We start from the raw sequence: 16175 nt of genomic DNA, 5'->3' as shown, positions 1-16175 counted from the left end.
AGTTTTTGATCATATAGGCGCATGCTGTGAAAGCAGACAGCCTAATTTGCAGAGTGAAAGGCTTTTTATTGTTATATCTATCATAGGTGGCATTTTAAGAGTTCAACACGCGCTCAGCTAAGGCAGAAGGTGTGGGTTCGACTGGATCCAACGCAAAACTTAGGCTGTAGATTGTTCCGGTATCGTGTCGTATTATCAGTTCAGCACGCAATTGACGAGCAAAGCCCCGTATGAGTTGCCTGCCTATGCCGCTTAAGGGTTGCTGATTAGGTTGAGAGTTCTTTTCTGACGCAATCCCTACGCCGTCATCACTCAAAGTGAGAAGTACGCGGCTTTCGCCGTTCGTAGTTTCTTGTTTTTTAAGGGATATACAAATTATTCCCCTTTGATTTGACGGGAAAGCGTAGCGTAAAGAGTTGCTGAGAATTTCTGTAATAATGAGGGTCACGGGGACAGATTGAGATTGAGGAATGAGAACATCGTCAATATCGAGCTTAATGTCGATGTGAGCGGTGCTTGCCGGGCCATGTGACATAAGAACATTTTGCGCGATTTCTGGTATGAAAATATTGGCCCTTAAAGTGGTCAGTTCCGGGTTGTCGTATAAATGGTGATGGAGAGACGAAAGTGCCTGAACGCGGTCCCGGACACGACGAAATTCCCCCTGCACCTCTGGGGATTTAATTTGGTTGGCATGCAGGTTTAGAAGTGAAGCGATAACCTGAAGGTTATTTTTCACTCGATGATGGATTTCATGAATGAGGTGTTCCTGCCGCTGAGCAGCGTTTTTAAGTTCTGTTTCGCGCAGTTTGAGATGGCGCGTGGCGCGCAGGAAGGCTCTCTCAAGTTGTCGTACTTCTAGCGGAACGTCATTTTTGCGATTGGGTGAAAACTCTGCGCCATTACGCCATTGCGCGACAGCAAGAGCTAGATATTCGAGTGGCTCGACCAAATATTCTCTGGAGCATACAGCGATGATCATCAATTCAATAGCGATAACGCCAAAAATAAGAGATATATCAAAAAGAAGTATATATTGACTCGTTCTTTTTTGTTCTCCCCAATAATTTGTTGTTAGCATCCATGTATTTCCGAGTACTTTTTGTAAATAAAGACTATCATATTTTTGAATAATATTTTTCTTTTCTATGCCCTCTTCAATTAGTTTTTTTACCTTTAAAGATTCAGTTTCACTTATTATAGGGGATATATAATCAATGGATTCATTAAGTGATTTATTTTTCCTAGATATAAAGTAGTAATGTGTATTATTTGATGTAAAAAGATCATTAGTTATATTTCTATATATTTTTATATAGTATTTTCTAAAATCGTCTTTTTTAAATTTTATTGTATTTGATACAAATATATTATTATCGACTTGAATAATGTTCTGGCCTTCATCAATGAAATTCGGTCTATCGTTTGGTAACGTAGATGGATTGATGTAGGCGCATTGATTTTTCTTCACGGTTTTTTCAGAAAATACGATTTGTCCTTCAGCATCAAAAATAGAAATTAAGCAGAAGTTTCCGTTGGATGCTTGGTCCAGCATTTGAAAGAAATTATGTGAAAAAGATGGATCGTATGGATATTTGGAAAAAAATTCAGCTGCGCGCTGTGTTTGGTTTATGTCCCGCGTTACGGTTACGAGCGCTTCTTGGGCCTGTCTGAACGCCTCGTTTTTGGGGGCTTCGAGGCTTTCGTTATACTTATTCCAAGAAATGCTGACGGATATTATGGCAAGCGGAAGCGTGGCCGATGTTATGAGCAACAGCACGCGCGCATTGACTGTGTTCCAGAGGCGGGCAAGGAAGAATTTTGGAAGGGCTCTAAAAATTTAAACCGCCTCTGCTGACTACTTAATGTTCTTATCGTTTTGGATGAGCTTGAGGAGCTCGTCTGGTATTGGCTCGTTAGCAATATCGTCAAAGAGTCTGTGAAGACCTCGGCTGAGCCATACATTGAACGGAGCTTCATCTTGCATGTCAGATGTCTCCTTTTCGCTGTTCTTTGAAGATTGACGGTTTTCGTTGCTACCGTTCATCGTTCCTAAAAGGGCCTCTACTGGTGGGGTTACAAACGGTGCATCTACTAAGGGATAACAGACTAACGAGGGTTTGGTTTCGTTGAATCGTACGCCGATTTTTTTAAAACTTCGCCTTTCTTTATGAATAGTATTTAGCAAAACGTATACCCAAAGGTTAATATTAAACAGTTGTAGGATTAAAAAAAATCATAGGTCTGAGCTTTGTGGAGTACTCACAAAGCCCTGATACCTGTTTTCTGCCTGCTCTCGCTTTTGAGCTTCTCTCTCAGCTCCTGAACTTTCATTCTTAGCTTGTCATTTGCAGGTAAATCACCTGTCATCCAAGCTTCTAGCTGGCGGCGTGCTCTAAATACTCGGCTTTTAGCTGTACCGACTGCGCAGTTAGTGGCTTCGGCAAGGTCTTCGTAGCTCATCCCGTGTATGACGACCATTACAAGTGCTTCACGTTGGTCGTGCGGTAGATGAGTAAGCGCCAGTGAAAGATCTTTGAGCGCGAGAGTGTCCTCGTGGGAGGCTGCGCTCGCGAAGGTCGAGGCTGGCACGTCTTCTATATCTGTTGTGTCACGTCTCTTGCGCAGATCAGAAATAAAACGGTTGCGAAGGATACGATGAATCCAAGCGGAGAAATTTGTACCGGGAATAAAGCTATGCTGGGCGGCCAAGGCGTTGCAAATCGCGTCTTGTACGAGATCTTCTGCCGCAGCTCTGTTGCGTGTGAGCGCAAAAGCTTGGACACGAAGTTTAGGCGTGATTTGGATCAGTTGATCGTGAAACGTCATGGTGATCTTCCCTTGAGGATAGAAAGTTCTATCTTTGCTTAAGGAGATGAACGAGGACGCGCGATCGTTGCATGGGGAAAAATTTTTATTTTTGAGCAGCCACCAAAGAGGCGTTTCTGAGATCATTAAGTTGGTTGCGAGCGCGAGAAACACGCGCTTTCATTGTGCCAAGTGGTATGCAGCAGATTTCGGCTGCTTCTTCGTAAGTAAGCTCTTGGGCGCCTACCAGTATAATTGCTTCTCGTAAAATTTCGGGAAGCTGCCACAGCATGCTGCTGAGATCGTTAATGTCGTCCTCCCCTGAGTGGGAGTGATCGTTTTTTTGCAAATGCACTTGGTCTTGCGTGAGGCTCTCCATAATTTCTTTTTCTTTGGAGCGCCTTCTGTATTGCTCGTAGAAGATATTTCTTTGGATTGTGAAAAGCCACGATTTCATGGAAGCGTCGGTATTGTACTGTTCGCGCGCGTTGAGTGCCCGGGTGATAGTGTCTTGAACCAAATCATCGGCCGTGGACGGGGTGCGTGTCAGGAAGCGTGCGAAGGCACGCAGGTTTGATAGCTCGCCGATAAGATTGTGATGAAAATCATCCATTTGGTTTTTCATCAGGCCTCCGTCAGGAAACATTTTTCCCAACCATTCTTAGGGATTAATCCCGTAATATGAGACAAAAATGAGCTAAAAAAATATTTTATGACTGAAACCTTCTCGACTGGATCAAAGAGAATTGTTTTCCTTCTTGTTTTTTAATATTTGTCTAAGCATTAGTTTGTGTCATTAGTGTGCTAGGCAAAGCTATCTTACAGAATTGTGGTGGCATTGCATTGTATTTCTGGATGAAGATCTCAAACACGATGCGAGGAGGTCTTCAGGGAGTTTTGAATGCCGTCTGCTTCGCGTAACGAGTTGATTGCAGCCCTTCCCTATGCACGCCGATACGCGCGGGCGCTTACCGGAAACCAGCAGGCTGGAGATGCTCTGGTCGCTACAGCATTGCAAGAAGCCTCCCAAGATGAAGACGAAGCTATCAATGTTCGGGGAAAATTTTACCGACATTTGACCAGACTTTTCAAGACCCAAGATCAAGATGGCCTTACGCTGAACCAACGTGCACTAATGTTGTTGGTCTTTCTTGAGGGGCAAAGTTTTGCCCTCTCTACCCAGATACTCAATCTTGATACGACGCATGCAGAAGCGATATTCCATGATGCGCAGGACATCCTAGAAAAGAATACGCACACAGATGTTCTAATCATTGAAGATGAAGCTATTATTGCTCTTGATATTCAGGGCTTGGTCGAGCGTTGTGGGCACAGGGTTGTAGGTGTCGCGCATTGTGAGGCTGATGCTGTGCGTTTGGCAGAAGAAACAAAACCCGGGCTCATTCTAGCAGATATCAATTTGGGCGTAGGGGGCGACGGTATGCATGCTGTCCGCCGTATTTTGGAAGCTCATAAAGCGCCGGTAATTTTTGTTACAGCCTATCCAGAACGGTTGCTGACAGGAGAATCGCAAGAGCCCTCCTTCGTGATTACGAAACCCTTCGAGCCGATGGCGCTTTCAGTGGCGACATATCAAGCAGTAACGGGCGGTTCTTTGGTCGTTTAATTCGTTCTTGCAATATCGCTCTTGCAGGAACGTAGGTGCTAAGACACATAGACAGTCATGTCTGCACCAATCCTTCATCTCCAAAACATCACTTTCACCTTGGGCGGCCGCCCGCTTCTCGATGGAGCCGAACTCAGCGTCGGTCCCGGGGAGCGTGTATGCTTGGTCGGTCGTAACGGCTCGGGTAAATCAACCCTATTGAAAATGGCATCGGGTGTTTTGCAGCCTGATAGCGGCACGGTGTTTACTCAACCGGGCGTCAGAGTGCACTACCTCGCGCAGGAGCCTGATTTCTCGTCGTTTGCTACGACGTTTGATTGTGTTGCTGCGAATTTAGATGAAACTGAAAGCTACAGGGCACGCGCAATGCTGGCCGAACTGGGGCTAACGGGCGATGAGTCCTGTGCCAGTTTGTCGGGCGGTGAAGTCAGGCGCTGTGCATTGGCGCGCGCTTTGGCAGAAGAGCCAGATCTGTTGCTGTTGGACGAACCAACCAACCATTTAGACCTCCCGACTATTTCATGGCTTGAGCGCGAACTTTTAGCATCTCGTTGTGCGATGATTGTGATTAGCCATGATAGGCGCTTGCTGGAGACGTTGTCTCGAAGTGTAGTATGGCTTGAGCGAGGGCAAACAAGACGGTTAGAGCAAGGCTTTGCGCGTTACGAAGAGTGGCGTGAAGAAGTCCTTGAGCAAGAAGAGCGCGATGCTCACAAGCTCGATCGTGAAATTGCGCGTGAAGAAGACTGGATGCGCTACGGCGTAACAGCACGTAGAAAGCGCAACGTACGGCGTGTTGCAGAACTGGCAGCACTTAGAGAAAAACGGCGTGAAGTTTCCGCGCGCGGCAATGGCTCACTGCGTATGGATGCAAGTGAGGCTGAGTCCGGCGGTAAAATTGCTATTTCTGCCGAGGGCATTAACTGGCGTTTCGGTGATCGAGAGTTGGTACGTGATCTCGATTTGCGCTTGATGCGAGGGGATCGCTTAGGGCTGGTTGGCGCCAATGGTGCCGGTAAAACAACGCTTATTCGTCTTTTGACGGGCCGCCTTGCCCCGCAAGAAGGTAAAGTATGGGTTGGCCCGTCTATTGAAATGGTAACGCTGGATCAGCAGCGTGAAGCTCTTGATCCCAATGCAACGCTTGCGGATACGTTAACTGGTGGCCACGGTGAGATAGTCCAAGTGGGTACTGAGCGCCGTCACGTTATTGGTTATATGAAAGACTTCTTGTTCCGGCCTGAGCAGGCCCGCACCCCAGTTGGTAGACTCTCCGGCGGAGAGCGCGGACGCTTGGCTTTGGCATGCGCCTTGGCAAAGCCATCCAATTTGATGGTGCTTGACGAGCCGACAAATGATCTTGACCTCGAAACGCTTGATTTGCTGCAAGACATGCTGACCGATTACGCGGGCACCGTTTTGCTCGTAAGCCATGACCGTGACTTTTTAGACCGGGTTGCTGGGTCAGTGCTGGTTTCAGAGGGTGATGGGCGCTGGATTGAATATGCCGGTGGCTACTCGGACATGCTGGCTCAGCGTGGTGGAAAAGCACCATCTGGGCGGGAGCCTATAGCGAAAGAATATGCCGATAGTTCGGACAAAAAAGCTGTAAAAACCGAAAAAAAGCAGACAAAGCTCAGTTACAAAGATAAGCGCGCTTTGGAATTGCTGCCCGGTCAAATGGCTAAATTAGAGGCTGAAGCCCTAAAATTGCGTGAGGTATTGGCAGACCCAACTTTGTACAGCCGTGACCCTAAAAGCTTTGAAAAAGCCACGGCACGACTGCAAAACGTTGAAGACGAACTCGTTGCTGCGGAAGAGCAGTGGCTTGAACTGGAAATGAAAAAAGAAGAACTGGAAGCCAGTTAAAGCTGGCTTCAGAGTTTGATCAGGCCAGAAAGCTCCATTGTTTTACGTGCTTCTGTGATGCTTTCAGTCACGCGCAATGCAGCATCAAGTGCGCGGATCCCGGCTTCAGCATCTACCAGAACGGGGGCACCGTCCAAGCATGAGGCAGCGAATGCATCGTGCTCAGCGGAGAGGTTATCGTGGTCTTTCCACGATGTTGCCTCCCGTCGGTACCCTCCCGTTCCGGGTAATGGCAGCCCACGTTCGCGACTAATGAAGCTTAGTTTTCGCTCCATGAAATCGGCGGATAGATATCCTTCTTGCGAGAAGATGCGCATACGGCGTTCTGTTTTGAGCGAGATACGGCTGGCTGTTATCGTCGCAACGCAGCCATTTTCGAATCGAACGCGAGCATTGGCAATGTCTTCATGAGGGCTGGAGACCGCCGCGCCGATGGCGTCTATGCTGGCTATGGGGCTATCGACGATGGCCAAAACCAAGTCGAGGTCGTGGATCATCAAGTCTAGAATAACGGAAACGTCTGTGCCTCTTGGTTTGTAAGGCGCAATACGTGTCGCCTCTATGTAGAGTGGCGCCGTGATACGTTCGGTGATGGCGCGATGCTCGGCGGAATAGCGGAGCAAATGTCCAACCTGCAGAATTTTTTGATTCTTGAGAGCGCAGGCTGCAAGCTTTTGAGCCTCCTCCCGCGTTGCGGCGATCGGTTTTTCTACAAGAACGTGTTTTCCGGCGTCTAACGCTTGCGAGGCCAGAGCGTAGTGGTACTCGGCTGGAGCCGCGACAATGACGGCCTCCACATTTGAGAGGAGGTCTTCGAGGGTTGCTGCCGGGGCACAACCTGCTTCACCGGCTACGAGTGCAGCACGTGAAGGGTCTGGGTCGTAAAGGCCCACAAGGAGCTCCCGCGGGTTTGCGGCTGCTTTCAAGGCATGGAAACGCCCGAAATGCCCTGCCCCAATTATACCAACTCTGAGTTGTCGTTTTGTGTTCATGCCTACTCTCATCATGCACAATACGACTAACAGTCGTAGAGGTTTCCGTATAGCACATGGGCTGACAAGCGTGCAGAAAGGTTGCATCGTGTGGTGAGAATAGGCATGGTCCCGGCCATGTACCGTGGCTCTGCCGCATATTTGAATTCGTTGACCTAATTCAGCCGAGGACGTCCCGCTCCGTCATGATGTACTATAGTCGGCTAAGATTGCTCGGCGTCGCAGGTGTCTGCCTGCTTGGCGTTCTGCTTTGCTTGCCTAATTTCCTCAAAGCTCCTTCATCGTCCCTGCCCTGGAGACAGATTCACCTTGGGTTGGATTTGAAGGGTGGCTCCTATCTGCTGCTGCAACTTGACTTAAAGTCGTTGGAGCATGACCGTTTGCTTAGTCTGCAGGATCAGACGCGCCAGACGCTGTTGGATCATGGACTGGGTTACAAGGACTTCGTGCGTGATGACAGCACTCAGCGTTTGAGCTTTACGCTGCGTGCTGATTCTGAGCGGGATGCTGTTCTCGCAGCTTTGAAGTCCGTTCCTACGGCTGTACCCAATGAATTTGAAGTTGCAGCGACAGGCGAACGTGTTGATTTGGTGCTCCAGCATGATGCAATGCTGGCTCGTGCACGAGACGCAGTCGCGCAATCGATTGAAATTGTTCGACGCCGTATAGATGCGACGGGCGCTATCGATCCAAGTATCGCCCGTGAGGGTGATGACCGGATTGTTGTTGAACTGCCGGGTGTCTCTGACCCTGAGCGCATTAAAACCCTTCTGGGTACGACGGCTCGCCTGACGTTCCGTCTTTTGGCACCGAACCCAACTGCTGCATCGCCCGGTTCAACGATGTTGGAAGACATCAGCACCCACACGCAGCTGGCTGTGCAAGATCATGTTGATGTTGATGGTACCGACTTAACCAATGCCGGTGCTGTTATTGACCAACAATCTGGCGGATGGGCGGTTACGTTCCAGTTGAACAGCACCGGTGCTAGCGCTTTTGGTAATGTTACAAGAGCGAATGTTGGTCGTCGTTTCGCAATTGTGCTCGATAACAAAGTTATTGAAGCGCCGAATATCATTAACCCGATAACAGCAGGTAGCGGCCAGATCACCGGAGGCTTTGATGCCAGAAGCGCTTCTGACCTTGCGTTGCTGTTGCGCGCTGGCGCACTTCCGGCGCCGTTGGCCGTGATTGAGCAGCGTAGTATCGGGCCAAGTTTGGGGGCTGCTTCCATTCATGCGGGTGTTATCAGCCTTGCAGCAGGGTTTGTCCTAGTTGTCGTCTTTATGGTGCTGTTCTATGCCCGTTTTGGCCTTTATGCTGACATCGCGCTGCTAGCCAACCTGGTATTGATGGTGGGCATTCTGTCTTTGTTCCAAGCGACGCTGACGCTGCCAGGTATGGCAGGGATGCTCCTGACACTGGGTATGGCCGTTGACGCCAATATCCTAATCAACGAGCGTATCCGTGAAGAAGTGCAGCGTGGCCGGGGTGTCTTGCAAGCACTGCAGGCTGGTTTTGATCGGGCAACAGGCACCATTATCGACAGTAATGCGACGGCTTTTCTCGCTCACGTTATGCTGTTCGTTTTTGGTACGGGCCCGGTTAAGAACTTTGCTCTGACAATCACGATTGGTATTGCCACAACGCTGTTCACAACCTTGGTATTCTCACGGTTGTTAATTGTGCGGTGGTATGCCGTGACCCGTCCCTCTAAATTGCCGGTCTGAACGCCATGCTCTCTCGTCCTCTTTTTCGTTTTGTCCGAGATGACCGACGCATTGCGTTTATGCGCGGGCGCCACATGGGTTTGGTCGTTTCGGCGGTACTTTCGGTTGCATCATTGCTCCTGTTTTTCCAACCCGGTCTAAAGCTCGGGTTGGATTTTCGCGGTGGGATTGTTGTTGAGGCCCAAACTGCAGCGCCTGCAAATATCAACCAGTTGCGTGCTGCGTTGGATCAGGCCGGTATTCACCCCGACGCGGTTCAGGCATTTGGTTCTGATCGAGACGTACGTATATCGGTGAGTGCTCCAGAAGGGGCAGACCGGGAAGCGCGTACGCAACAGGTCGTAGACCGGGTCAAGGATACGCTGTCTAAAGCTGCTCCCGGCACGCAGATTCAACGTGCAGATGCAGTTGGCGCCTCTGTGTCCCATGAGTTGTTTCGCAATGGTCTCCTGGCTCTGGGCCTGAGCCTTGCGATGATTCTCGTTTACATATGGGTACGCTTTGAGCGCGAGTTTGCAATCAGTGCGGTGCTGACATTGATCCTGGACCTTACCAAGACAGTCGGTTTTTTAGCGATTACGCGCTTTGAGTTCGACTTGGTTATGGTCGCTGCATTACTCACTATTCTGGGCTACTCGACCAACGATAAAGTCGTTGTGTATGACCGGATACGTGAAAATTTGCGCAAATACCGGACAATGCCGCTGCGTGAAGTGTTGGACTTGTCAATTAACGAGACACTAAACAGAACGCTTGGAACGTCTATGACGGTTTTCCTTGCGGCCCTTCCATTGGCGCTGTTTGGCGGCAGCACGCTTACGGGTTTTGCTACAGTCATGCTCTTTGGCATCGTCGTCGGTACGTCATCGTCAATTTTTATTGCGGCGCCGCTTTTGCTGCTTTTGGGCAAAAATAGACTGCGCCCTTCAGGCGAGTGACAGTTTGAGTTTTCAAACGTAAAGAAAAGGCCGCTTCTCTTTATGAGAGGCGGCCTTTTTTGATGCTGCTTGGCGCAGCATATCAGCGTGAAACGTAAGCTAAGAATGCCGATAGTGCCGTGTCCGCATCTGTATCAGCCTGACCCGGCTTCATATCATGTTTTTGTATGTGGGTTTGCAGCGCCCTCATTACTGCGCTTTGAGCTTTGTGGTCCAGCGCGATGAGGTCGGTTAGATCTTTAGGCTGAATTTGCCCTGACATTAAGGCACCACGGGCCATGCCGTGAATAATAAGATAGGTATAGAGGGGCGCATTTGGCGATGTGCTTATAGATTGGTAGCGTGTTTGTAGGTCAGAACACCCTGACAAAGATGCAGGCCCAAAAACAAGAATAGCCGCAAGGGTAAGACCCTTGCGGCAAGAAAACGCCCAATCCATTCAGACGCTCTTAGCGGTTTGCGAGCAGGTCCCGAATTTCGGTAAGCAGGACAGCTTCTTTGCTTGGTGCTGGTGGTGCTGCAGGTGCTTCTTCCTTCTTGCGGTAGAGCTTGCCAATGATACGGATGACCCAGAAAACAAAGAAGGCGATGATCAGGAACTGAATAACAGCGTTCAGGAAAACGCCGATGTTCAGTGTGACGGCGCCAGCTTTTTGAGCTTCTTCCAGAGTAGCGAAATGCTGGCCTTTGAGCGTGACGAAAATGTTGCTGAAATCTACGCCGCCGGTCAAGAGGCCGATGATTGGTGTAATAAGGTCTTTAACCGCGCTGTTGACGATAGCTGTAAACGCAGCACCGACGACAACACCGATCGCGAGATCAAGGACATTGCCGCGCATGATGAATTTTTGAAAATCGCCTACCCAGCCCGGTGTGTGAATGGCGTGCTTGGAATCGCTCAATTGACTCTCCTAAATTTAAGGGTGTTCGCATTGGAACGGTACGAAAGCATCATGGTTTCTTAAAAGAGAATGGCATTATCCGCAAAAGATACGAAAAAACGCAGAAAACTCTTCTTTCATCTGACGAACAATTCCGTTATATGGCCCAACTAAGTCGCTCCGGTCGGTATCGGGGCATTACGTTATGGAGTGAGAAATCATGAAGTCCGACATCCACCCCGACTACCACGAAATCACCGTCATCCAGACAGATGGCACCGAGTACAAGACACGTTCTTGCTACGGCAAGCCAGGTGCAACGCTGCGCCTCGACGTTGACCCCAAGTCTCATCCAGCATGGACGGGCGTTCAGCGTATGCTTGACACAGGTGGTCAGGTTGCCAAGTTCAACAAGCGTTTTGCTGGTATCGGCACACGCAAGTAATAAGCTTACGAGCTTTTCGATCGCCCCTCTTGTAGGGGCGATTTTTTTTCCTATCTCGAAACTGTGGCTGACGCTGCTGATGCAGGTCAATTCACAATGCTTTGGAAGTCCGGCCGCCGCTTTGGGGCTGTGACGTAAGCCAAGCCTGCCAGATAGGAGGTTCCATGAATTACGATTTTTCACCCTTGCTGCGAAGCGCAATAGGGTTTGACCACTTTGCCCACTTAGCGAACTGTGCTTTGGGGAGTGCAAAGAAGAATGTCAGCTACCCGCCATACAATATCGAAAAGACCGGACAGTCCGAATATGTTGTAACCATGGCACTCGCAGGCTTTGCCCCGCAAGACGTCTCTGTAACGCATGAGGAAGATGTCTTAATTATTAGGGGGGCAGGCGCAGTGAACACTGACACCTCAACTCTCATGTATAGGGGCATAGCTATGCGTTCGTTTGAAAAACGCTTTGCGCTCGGCCCTTATAGTGAGGTGTCCGGAGCTCAACTTGCTAACGGCCTCCTTACTATAAAAATAAAGCAGATTTTACCGCAGGAGCGCAGGGTGAAAATTATCCCACTCTCAACAGGCGATGAAAAGAATAGTCTACTGCCCTTGCCTTACTGAGTGCGCGTCCACCCCATTTTGCCTAGATACTACAAGAATTGGCGTATTTCAGGGGTAAGTTGTGCGTTAACGCTTGACCTGCATAGGGCTACTGGCCCATAGGGAAAACACTATCGCTGTGCATCCTGCAGGTGCCGCGATTATGTTCCCGAGCGGGTCTGCCCTCCGGGTCTTCCGCTAGGTGCCTGCGTTTGCTGGCACTCTAGCGCCCCCTGAAGGAACGCACGACATGACCCTGCCACTGATGCCTAAAGCTACAGCTGTATGGCTGATCGAAAAAACAGGCCTGACTTTTATACAGATCGCTGAATTTTGCGGAATGCACCCTCTTGAGGTGCAGGCGATCGCGGACGGCGAAGTTGCTGCTGGCATTAACGGTTACGACCCGGTCAAAAATCACCAGTTAACGGCACTTGAGATCAAGCGTTGCGAATCAAACCCTGACGCGCGTTTAAAAATCTCTTCCGCTGCAAGCCCCGTTAAACGCCGTGCCAAGGGCGCGCGCTACACGCCAGTTGCCAAGCGCAATGACCGTCCCGACGCGATTGCGTTTGTACTGCGCCAGTTCCCGCAGCTTGCTGAAACGCAGATCGTCAAATTGCTCGGTACTACCAAAGATACCATTATCAAGGTGCGCGACCGTCAGCACTGGAATAGCCCAAATATCAAGCCACGTGACCCCGTTATTCTGGGGCTATGCACTCAGACTGACTTAAATGCAGCTGTTGCTGCCGCAAATGATCGCTTGGCCCGTGAAGGACAGGCACTGCCTGTCGTTGATGCGTTTTCAGTACGTAACGACGAAGAGTAAATTTATCGAGCGGGGCCAAGCTTAGGCATGGCTCCGTTTTTCTGTTCTGGATAGAGTTTGTGTCTCGTCGTTCATGATTTGATGAAGCGTTAGGAGGGCATACCGTGATCACAGATGATAGTTTGATGTTGCGTCGCTTGCATGAACTTCGGAGCGAGCATCGCGATTTGAACACGGTTATTGAACGGCTAATCAGTCACCCTCTTAATCAGCTGCAAATTCACCGCCTTAAAAAGCGTAAATTGCAGCTTAAAGATGAGATTTCGTGGATTGAGACCCGCCTTATTCCAGACGATATTGCCTGAGAACTAGGTTTTCGTCCTTCTCTGCCGTTCATTAGAAAAGTTTACGCCTGAGCATGAGCCAGACTCTAAACAAGACCGAAATCTTTGTTGCTGACACTCCTGTGCGTGTTGGTGTGATTATGGGAAGCCAGTCTGACTGGGAAACCATGAAACATGCATGCGATGTCTTGGATATGTTGGGCATTGCACATGAGCGCCGCATTGTCTCGGCGCATAGAACGCCTGACCGGTTAGCGGAATATGCACGCACAGCACGCGACCGCGGCTTACACGTTGTTATTGCCGGAGCTGGTGGTGCGGCTCACTTGCCCGGTATGTGCGCCGCTTGGACCAGTTTGCCGGTCCTTGGCGTGCCGGTCGAAAGCCATGCTTTGCGTGGTCAGGACAGTCTGCTGTCTATCGTTCAAATGCCAGGCGGCGTACCAGTTGGTACACTGGCCATTGGCAAAGCTGGCGCAAAGAATGCCGGACTTCTGGCGGCATCAATCCTATCGTTGGCAGATCCAGAATTAGCCGCGCGATTGGATGCGTGGCGCTCCACCCAGACGGCTGCTGTTGGGGATGTTCCGGTAGAATGAGCGCCTCGGCTGAAGTGTTTCCGCCCGGTCGGACAATTGGCATCGTCGGTGGCGGTCAACTTGGGCGTATGTCTGCTATGGCTGCCGCTCGATTGGGCTACCGTGTGCATATTCTCAATACCGCGGCGACAAGCCCTGCTATTGAGGTTGCAGCTTCCGCTACTATAGGCTCCTACGATGATCCGGACACCCTGAAAGCGTTCGCAGAAAAATGCGACGTTGTGACGTTTGAGTTTGAAAATGTCAGCGCAGAGGGTTTGGCTTTATTAGAGCACTATCGCCCCGTAAGGCCTAGCGGGGCAATCTTGCAAGTGAGCCAAGATAGAATATTGGAAAAGACGCGCCTAGCAAAAGCAGGCGTGGCTCTGGCTCCTTGGTTGGTGATTAACGGGCCAGAAGACCTAGAGAAACTGCCGGATTTCGGTTTCCCGGTAATTTTGAAGACGACCCGTTTCGGTTACGACGGCAAGGGTCAGTTCCGGGTTGCTAATGCTGAAGAATTGTCGGAATTGGCCGACCTACCCTACCCACTCGTCGCGGAAAAAAAGATCGATTTTGCGCGCGAGCTTAGTGTGATGGTCGCACGGGGCTTGGATGGTCAGGTAAGGTGTTTCGATACGGTGGAAAACCGCCACCGTGATGGAATATTAGATATTACCCTAGCACCCGCTCCTATTGAGCCTGCCTTGGCTTACGAAGCTCAAAATATGGCTACGAAAATAGCGGAGGAGTTGGCTCTTGTTGGGCTGATGGGCGTAGAGATGTTTCATGCATTTGATGGAACATTGCTTGTAAACGAAATTGCCCCTCGCCCGCACAACTCCGGGCATTGGACTATGAATGCGTGCTTGGTGGACCAGTTTGAGATGCATATTCGGGCGGTGACGGGTCTGCCGTTACCACCTGCGACGCGCCATTCAGATGCAATCATGCACAATTTGATTGGTCCGGACGATATGGCTCGTGTTCCGTCAATTTTGGCGGCTGAGGGTGCAGCGCTGCACTTATACGGGAAAAATGATGCCCGGGTTGGCCGTAAAATGGGGCACGTGAATACGATTTTTCCGAAGGGTGCGCTTCCAGGTGAATTGGCGTTGAGCAGCATTCTTCCGAAGTAGAGGTATTCTGGCAGCCAACCTTCTAGCGAGGGTTGGCTGTTTTTCTAGAAAAGCTTCTGTTTTCTAAAACTGACATGTACGCCATTTCCAATAATCAAATGGTCGATCAGCTGGGTCCCGACGGCATCTAGGGCTGTCTTGACGTGCCTTGTCATGGTTAAATCTGCTTCAGAAGGCGTAGGGTCGCCGCTGGGATGGTTGTGGACAAGGATTACGCCGGCGGCGTCCAGTTCCATCGCACGACGTGCAACTTCTCTGGGGTAGACGGGCGTATGGTTTACAGTGCCCCTAGCTTGAGCCTCATCCTTTATGAGGATTTTCTTTTCATTCAAAAATAAAACACGGAATTGCTCAATATTTTCGCGGGATAGACGTGCGCTTAAATAATCTATTAATTTTTCTTCGTTATCGAGAATATCTTCATCAGGTATTCGTTCTTTATTATATCGAATTGATGCTTCTTTTAATAATTTAAGCATGGGCACTACATGTGTGCCAATATCATGCATACTTTCAAGTTCGCGCGCATTGGCCGAAAGAACATTGGCTAGAGATGCGAAGCGTACTGTGAGCGCGTGGCACAAATCATCATTGGGCCGCCCCGTTATCGCGCCGATAAAAGCCGCGATCAATACCTCGTCTGAAAGATGTCGGCCCCTACCGGTTGTCAGGGCTAGGTCAATGTCCGTTACTGCGCTTAGCGCCTCTGTAGGCAAAGCCTTGGTGAGAAGGGTCATGAGGTTTTGTTACAGCCGTCCCTCTTGGCGCATGCTGCGCGGTGTAGAGCCCGGTTGAATTATTAGGAAGTCGTGCACTGCGATGGCAAGACTATGGGCTGTGCTTGTAAGTGCGCGGGCTATTGTGCTGAGATTATCTTCTTTTCCGGTGGGGTAGACGAAAAGGCCGATCAAGGCTGTGGCATTCAGCGTAAGTGCCCTTCGAAGAATGCCACGGCGTTGGGCGTCTGGGTTATTTTCGTCCGGCGATGCTTCGTCAGCCAGAAGTCGATTTCGGTTGTCCAGAAATAATATACGACATTGTTGCGGTTTTGCCCCTTCAAGCCCCTTTTCAAGGTACGTTGTTAGCTGCGACCAATCACCGAGCGTAACATGTTTTTTATGCTCAGCTGCGGCAAGGCGCTCGGCACCAATCGCGGGCATACGCAAGGCACGGATTGTTGCGTCATTGAGGCCAAATTGACGCAGGGCAACAGTCGGAGCGCGGAAGACATTGATTAAACTACCGAACTCGGAGAGCAAGCCTTTGGCAAGGGGCTTAGTGTCGCGCCGAGCTATACCAAGAAAAAGCAGCATCTCAAGTAATTCATAATCGGCCAATGTTTCTGCACCGGCGCTCATGACGCGCGCCCTCATGCGTGCTCGGTGCCCTTGCGGCCCGGTGCCCTTTGTAAGAGGGGGTGTCGGATAAGTGTTGGCCATGCCAGCATCACACT

19 protein-coding genes are annotated in these 16175 nt (G+C 50.0%); 10 read left to right on the top strand and 9 right to left on the bottom strand.

Going from position 1 to position 16175, the window contains the following annotated elements; all coding sequences use genetic code 11:
• Positions 1–94: 94 nt before the first annotated feature.
• From D5366_RS11150 to D5366_RS11135, 4 genes are all read right to left on the bottom strand, one after another.
• On the bottom strand, positions 95–1780 hold the full coding sequence (locus D5366_RS11150) for a histidine kinase dimerization/phosphoacceptor domain -containing protein (RefSeq protein ID WP_141493700.1): 1686 nt from the start codon (positions 1778–1780) through the stop codon (positions 95–97).
• A 78-nt stretch (positions 1781–1858) separates the two neighbouring features.
• The gene (locus D5366_RS11145; protein ID WP_267298858.1) at positions 1859–1987 is read right to left on the bottom strand and encodes a NepR family anti-sigma factor; all 129 of its coding nucleotides are present in this window, start codon (positions 1985–1987) and stop codon (positions 1859–1861) included.
• Positions 1988–2262: 275 nt separating this feature from the next.
• The gene (locus D5366_RS11140; protein WP_141493698.1) at positions 2263–2829 is read right to left on the bottom strand and encodes a sigma-70 family RNA polymerase sigma factor; all 567 of its coding nucleotides are present in this window, start codon (positions 2827–2829) and stop codon (positions 2263–2265) included.
• A gap of 85 nt (positions 2830–2914) precedes the next feature.
• On the bottom strand, positions 2915–3433 hold the full coding sequence (locus D5366_RS11135) for a sigma-70 family RNA polymerase sigma factor (RefSeq protein ID WP_240775258.1): 519 nt from the start codon (positions 3431–3433) through the stop codon (positions 2915–2917).
• Positions 3434–3709: 276 nt separating this feature from the next.
• Here D5366_RS11135 and D5366_RS11130 point away from each other — a divergent pair, with 276 nt between their 5' ends.
• Positions 3710–4435, top strand: a complete 726-nt coding sequence (locus tag D5366_RS11130) for a response regulator (RefSeq protein WP_141493697.1) — start codon at positions 3710–3712, stop codon at positions 4433–4435.
• Positions 4436–4492: 57 nt separating this feature from the next.
• Positions 4493–6304: an ABC-F family ATP-binding cassette domain-containing protein gene (locus D5366_RS11125; RefSeq protein ID WP_141493696.1), complete on the top strand. Its 1812-nt coding sequence runs from the start codon at positions 4493–4495 to the stop codon at positions 6302–6304.
• Positions 6305–6312: 8 nt separating this feature from the next.
• On the opposite strand, the gene D5366_RS11120 is transcribed toward D5366_RS11125, so the two are convergent.
• On the bottom strand, positions 6313–7296 hold the full coding sequence (locus tag D5366_RS11120) for a Gfo/Idh/MocA family protein (protein WP_141493695.1): 984 nt from the start codon (positions 7294–7296) through the stop codon (positions 6313–6315).
• Between the two features lie 188 nt (positions 7297–7484).
• Here D5366_RS11120 and secD point away from each other — a divergent pair, with 188 nt between their 5' ends.
• Both secD and secF read left to right on the top strand, forming a co-directional pair.
• Positions 7485–9026, top strand: coding sequence for a protein translocase subunit SecD (gene secD, locus D5366_RS11115; protein ID WP_141493961.1), 1542 nt, complete (start codon positions 7485–7487; stop codon positions 9024–9026).
• Between the two features lie 5 nt (positions 9027–9031).
• Complete coding sequence (secF, locus tag D5366_RS11110) at positions 9032–9964, top strand: protein translocase subunit SecF (RefSeq protein ID WP_141493694.1); 933 nt, start codon at positions 9032–9034, stop codon at positions 9962–9964.
• 82 nt (positions 9965–10046) lie between these two features.
• Here secF and D5366_RS11105 read toward each other — a convergent pair whose 3' ends face one another.
• Entirely contained in the window at positions 10047–10403 is a 357-nt protein-coding gene (locus D5366_RS11105) for a hypothetical protein (protein ID WP_141493693.1), read from the bottom strand.
• 10 nt (positions 10404–10413) lie between these two features.
• Complete coding sequence (mscL, locus tag D5366_RS11100; protein ID WP_141493692.1) at positions 10414–10866, bottom strand: large conductance mechanosensitive channel protein MscL; 453 nt, start codon at positions 10864–10866, stop codon at positions 10414–10416.
• 199 nt (positions 10867–11065) lie between these two features.
• Between mscL and rpmE the strand changes: the two genes are divergently transcribed.
• The 6 genes from rpmE to D5366_RS11070 all read left to right on the top strand — a co-directional run bounded on the left by rpmE (position 11066) and on the right by D5366_RS11070 (position 14722).
• Entirely contained in the window at positions 11066–11290 is a 225-nt protein-coding gene (gene rpmE, locus D5366_RS11095) for a 50S ribosomal protein L31 (RefSeq protein WP_068172002.1), read from the top strand.
• A 164-nt stretch (positions 11291–11454) separates the two neighbouring features.
• Positions 11455–11910, top strand: a complete 456-nt coding sequence (locus tag D5366_RS11090; RefSeq protein ID WP_141493691.1) for an Hsp20 family protein — start codon at positions 11455–11457, stop codon at positions 11908–11910.
• Positions 11911–12139: 229 nt separating this feature from the next.
• Entirely contained in the window at positions 12140–12721 is a 582-nt protein-coding gene (locus D5366_RS11085) for a DUF1013 domain-containing protein (RefSeq protein ID WP_141493690.1), read from the top strand.
• 104 nt (positions 12722–12825) lie between these two features.
• Positions 12826–13026, top strand: a complete 201-nt coding sequence (locus tag D5366_RS11080; RefSeq protein WP_141493689.1) for a YdcH family protein — start codon at positions 12826–12828, stop codon at positions 13024–13026.
• Positions 13027–13079: 53 nt separating this feature from the next.
• On the top strand, positions 13080–13604 hold the full coding sequence (gene purE, locus D5366_RS11075) for a 5-(carboxyamino)imidazole ribonucleotide mutase (protein WP_141493688.1): 525 nt from the start codon (positions 13080–13082) through the stop codon (positions 13602–13604).
• A complete protein-coding gene (locus tag D5366_RS11070; protein ID WP_141493687.1) occupies positions 13601–14722 on the top strand; it encodes a 5-(carboxyamino)imidazole ribonucleotide synthase in 1122 nt (373 codons plus the stop codon). The genes purE and D5366_RS11070 overlap by 4 nt, the downstream gene beginning before the upstream one ends.
• A 44-nt stretch (positions 14723–14766) precedes the next feature.
• Here the strand turns inward: D5366_RS11070 and radC are convergent, their stop codons facing one another.
• Both radC and D5366_RS11060 read right to left on the bottom strand, forming a co-directional pair.
• The gene (gene radC, locus D5366_RS11065) at positions 14767–15459 is read right to left on the bottom strand and encodes a RadC family protein (protein WP_141493686.1); all 693 of its coding nucleotides are present in this window, start codon (positions 15457–15459) and stop codon (positions 14767–14769) included.
• A 9-nt stretch (positions 15460–15468) separates the two neighbouring features.
• Positions 15469–16161, bottom strand: coding sequence for a JAB domain-containing protein (locus D5366_RS11060; RefSeq protein ID WP_141493685.1), 693 nt, complete (start codon positions 16159–16161; stop codon positions 15469–15471).
• Between the last annotated feature and the right edge of the window lie 14 nt (positions 16162–16175).

This window comes from Neokomagataea tanensis, from assembly GCF_006542335.1.
GTDB classification, from domain to species: Bacteria; Pseudomonadota; Alphaproteobacteria; order Acetobacterales; family Acetobacteraceae; genus Gluconobacter; species Gluconobacter tanensis.
Note: the sequence above shows the minus strand (reverse complement) of the source record. Positions and strands in the feature narration are given on the sequence as shown.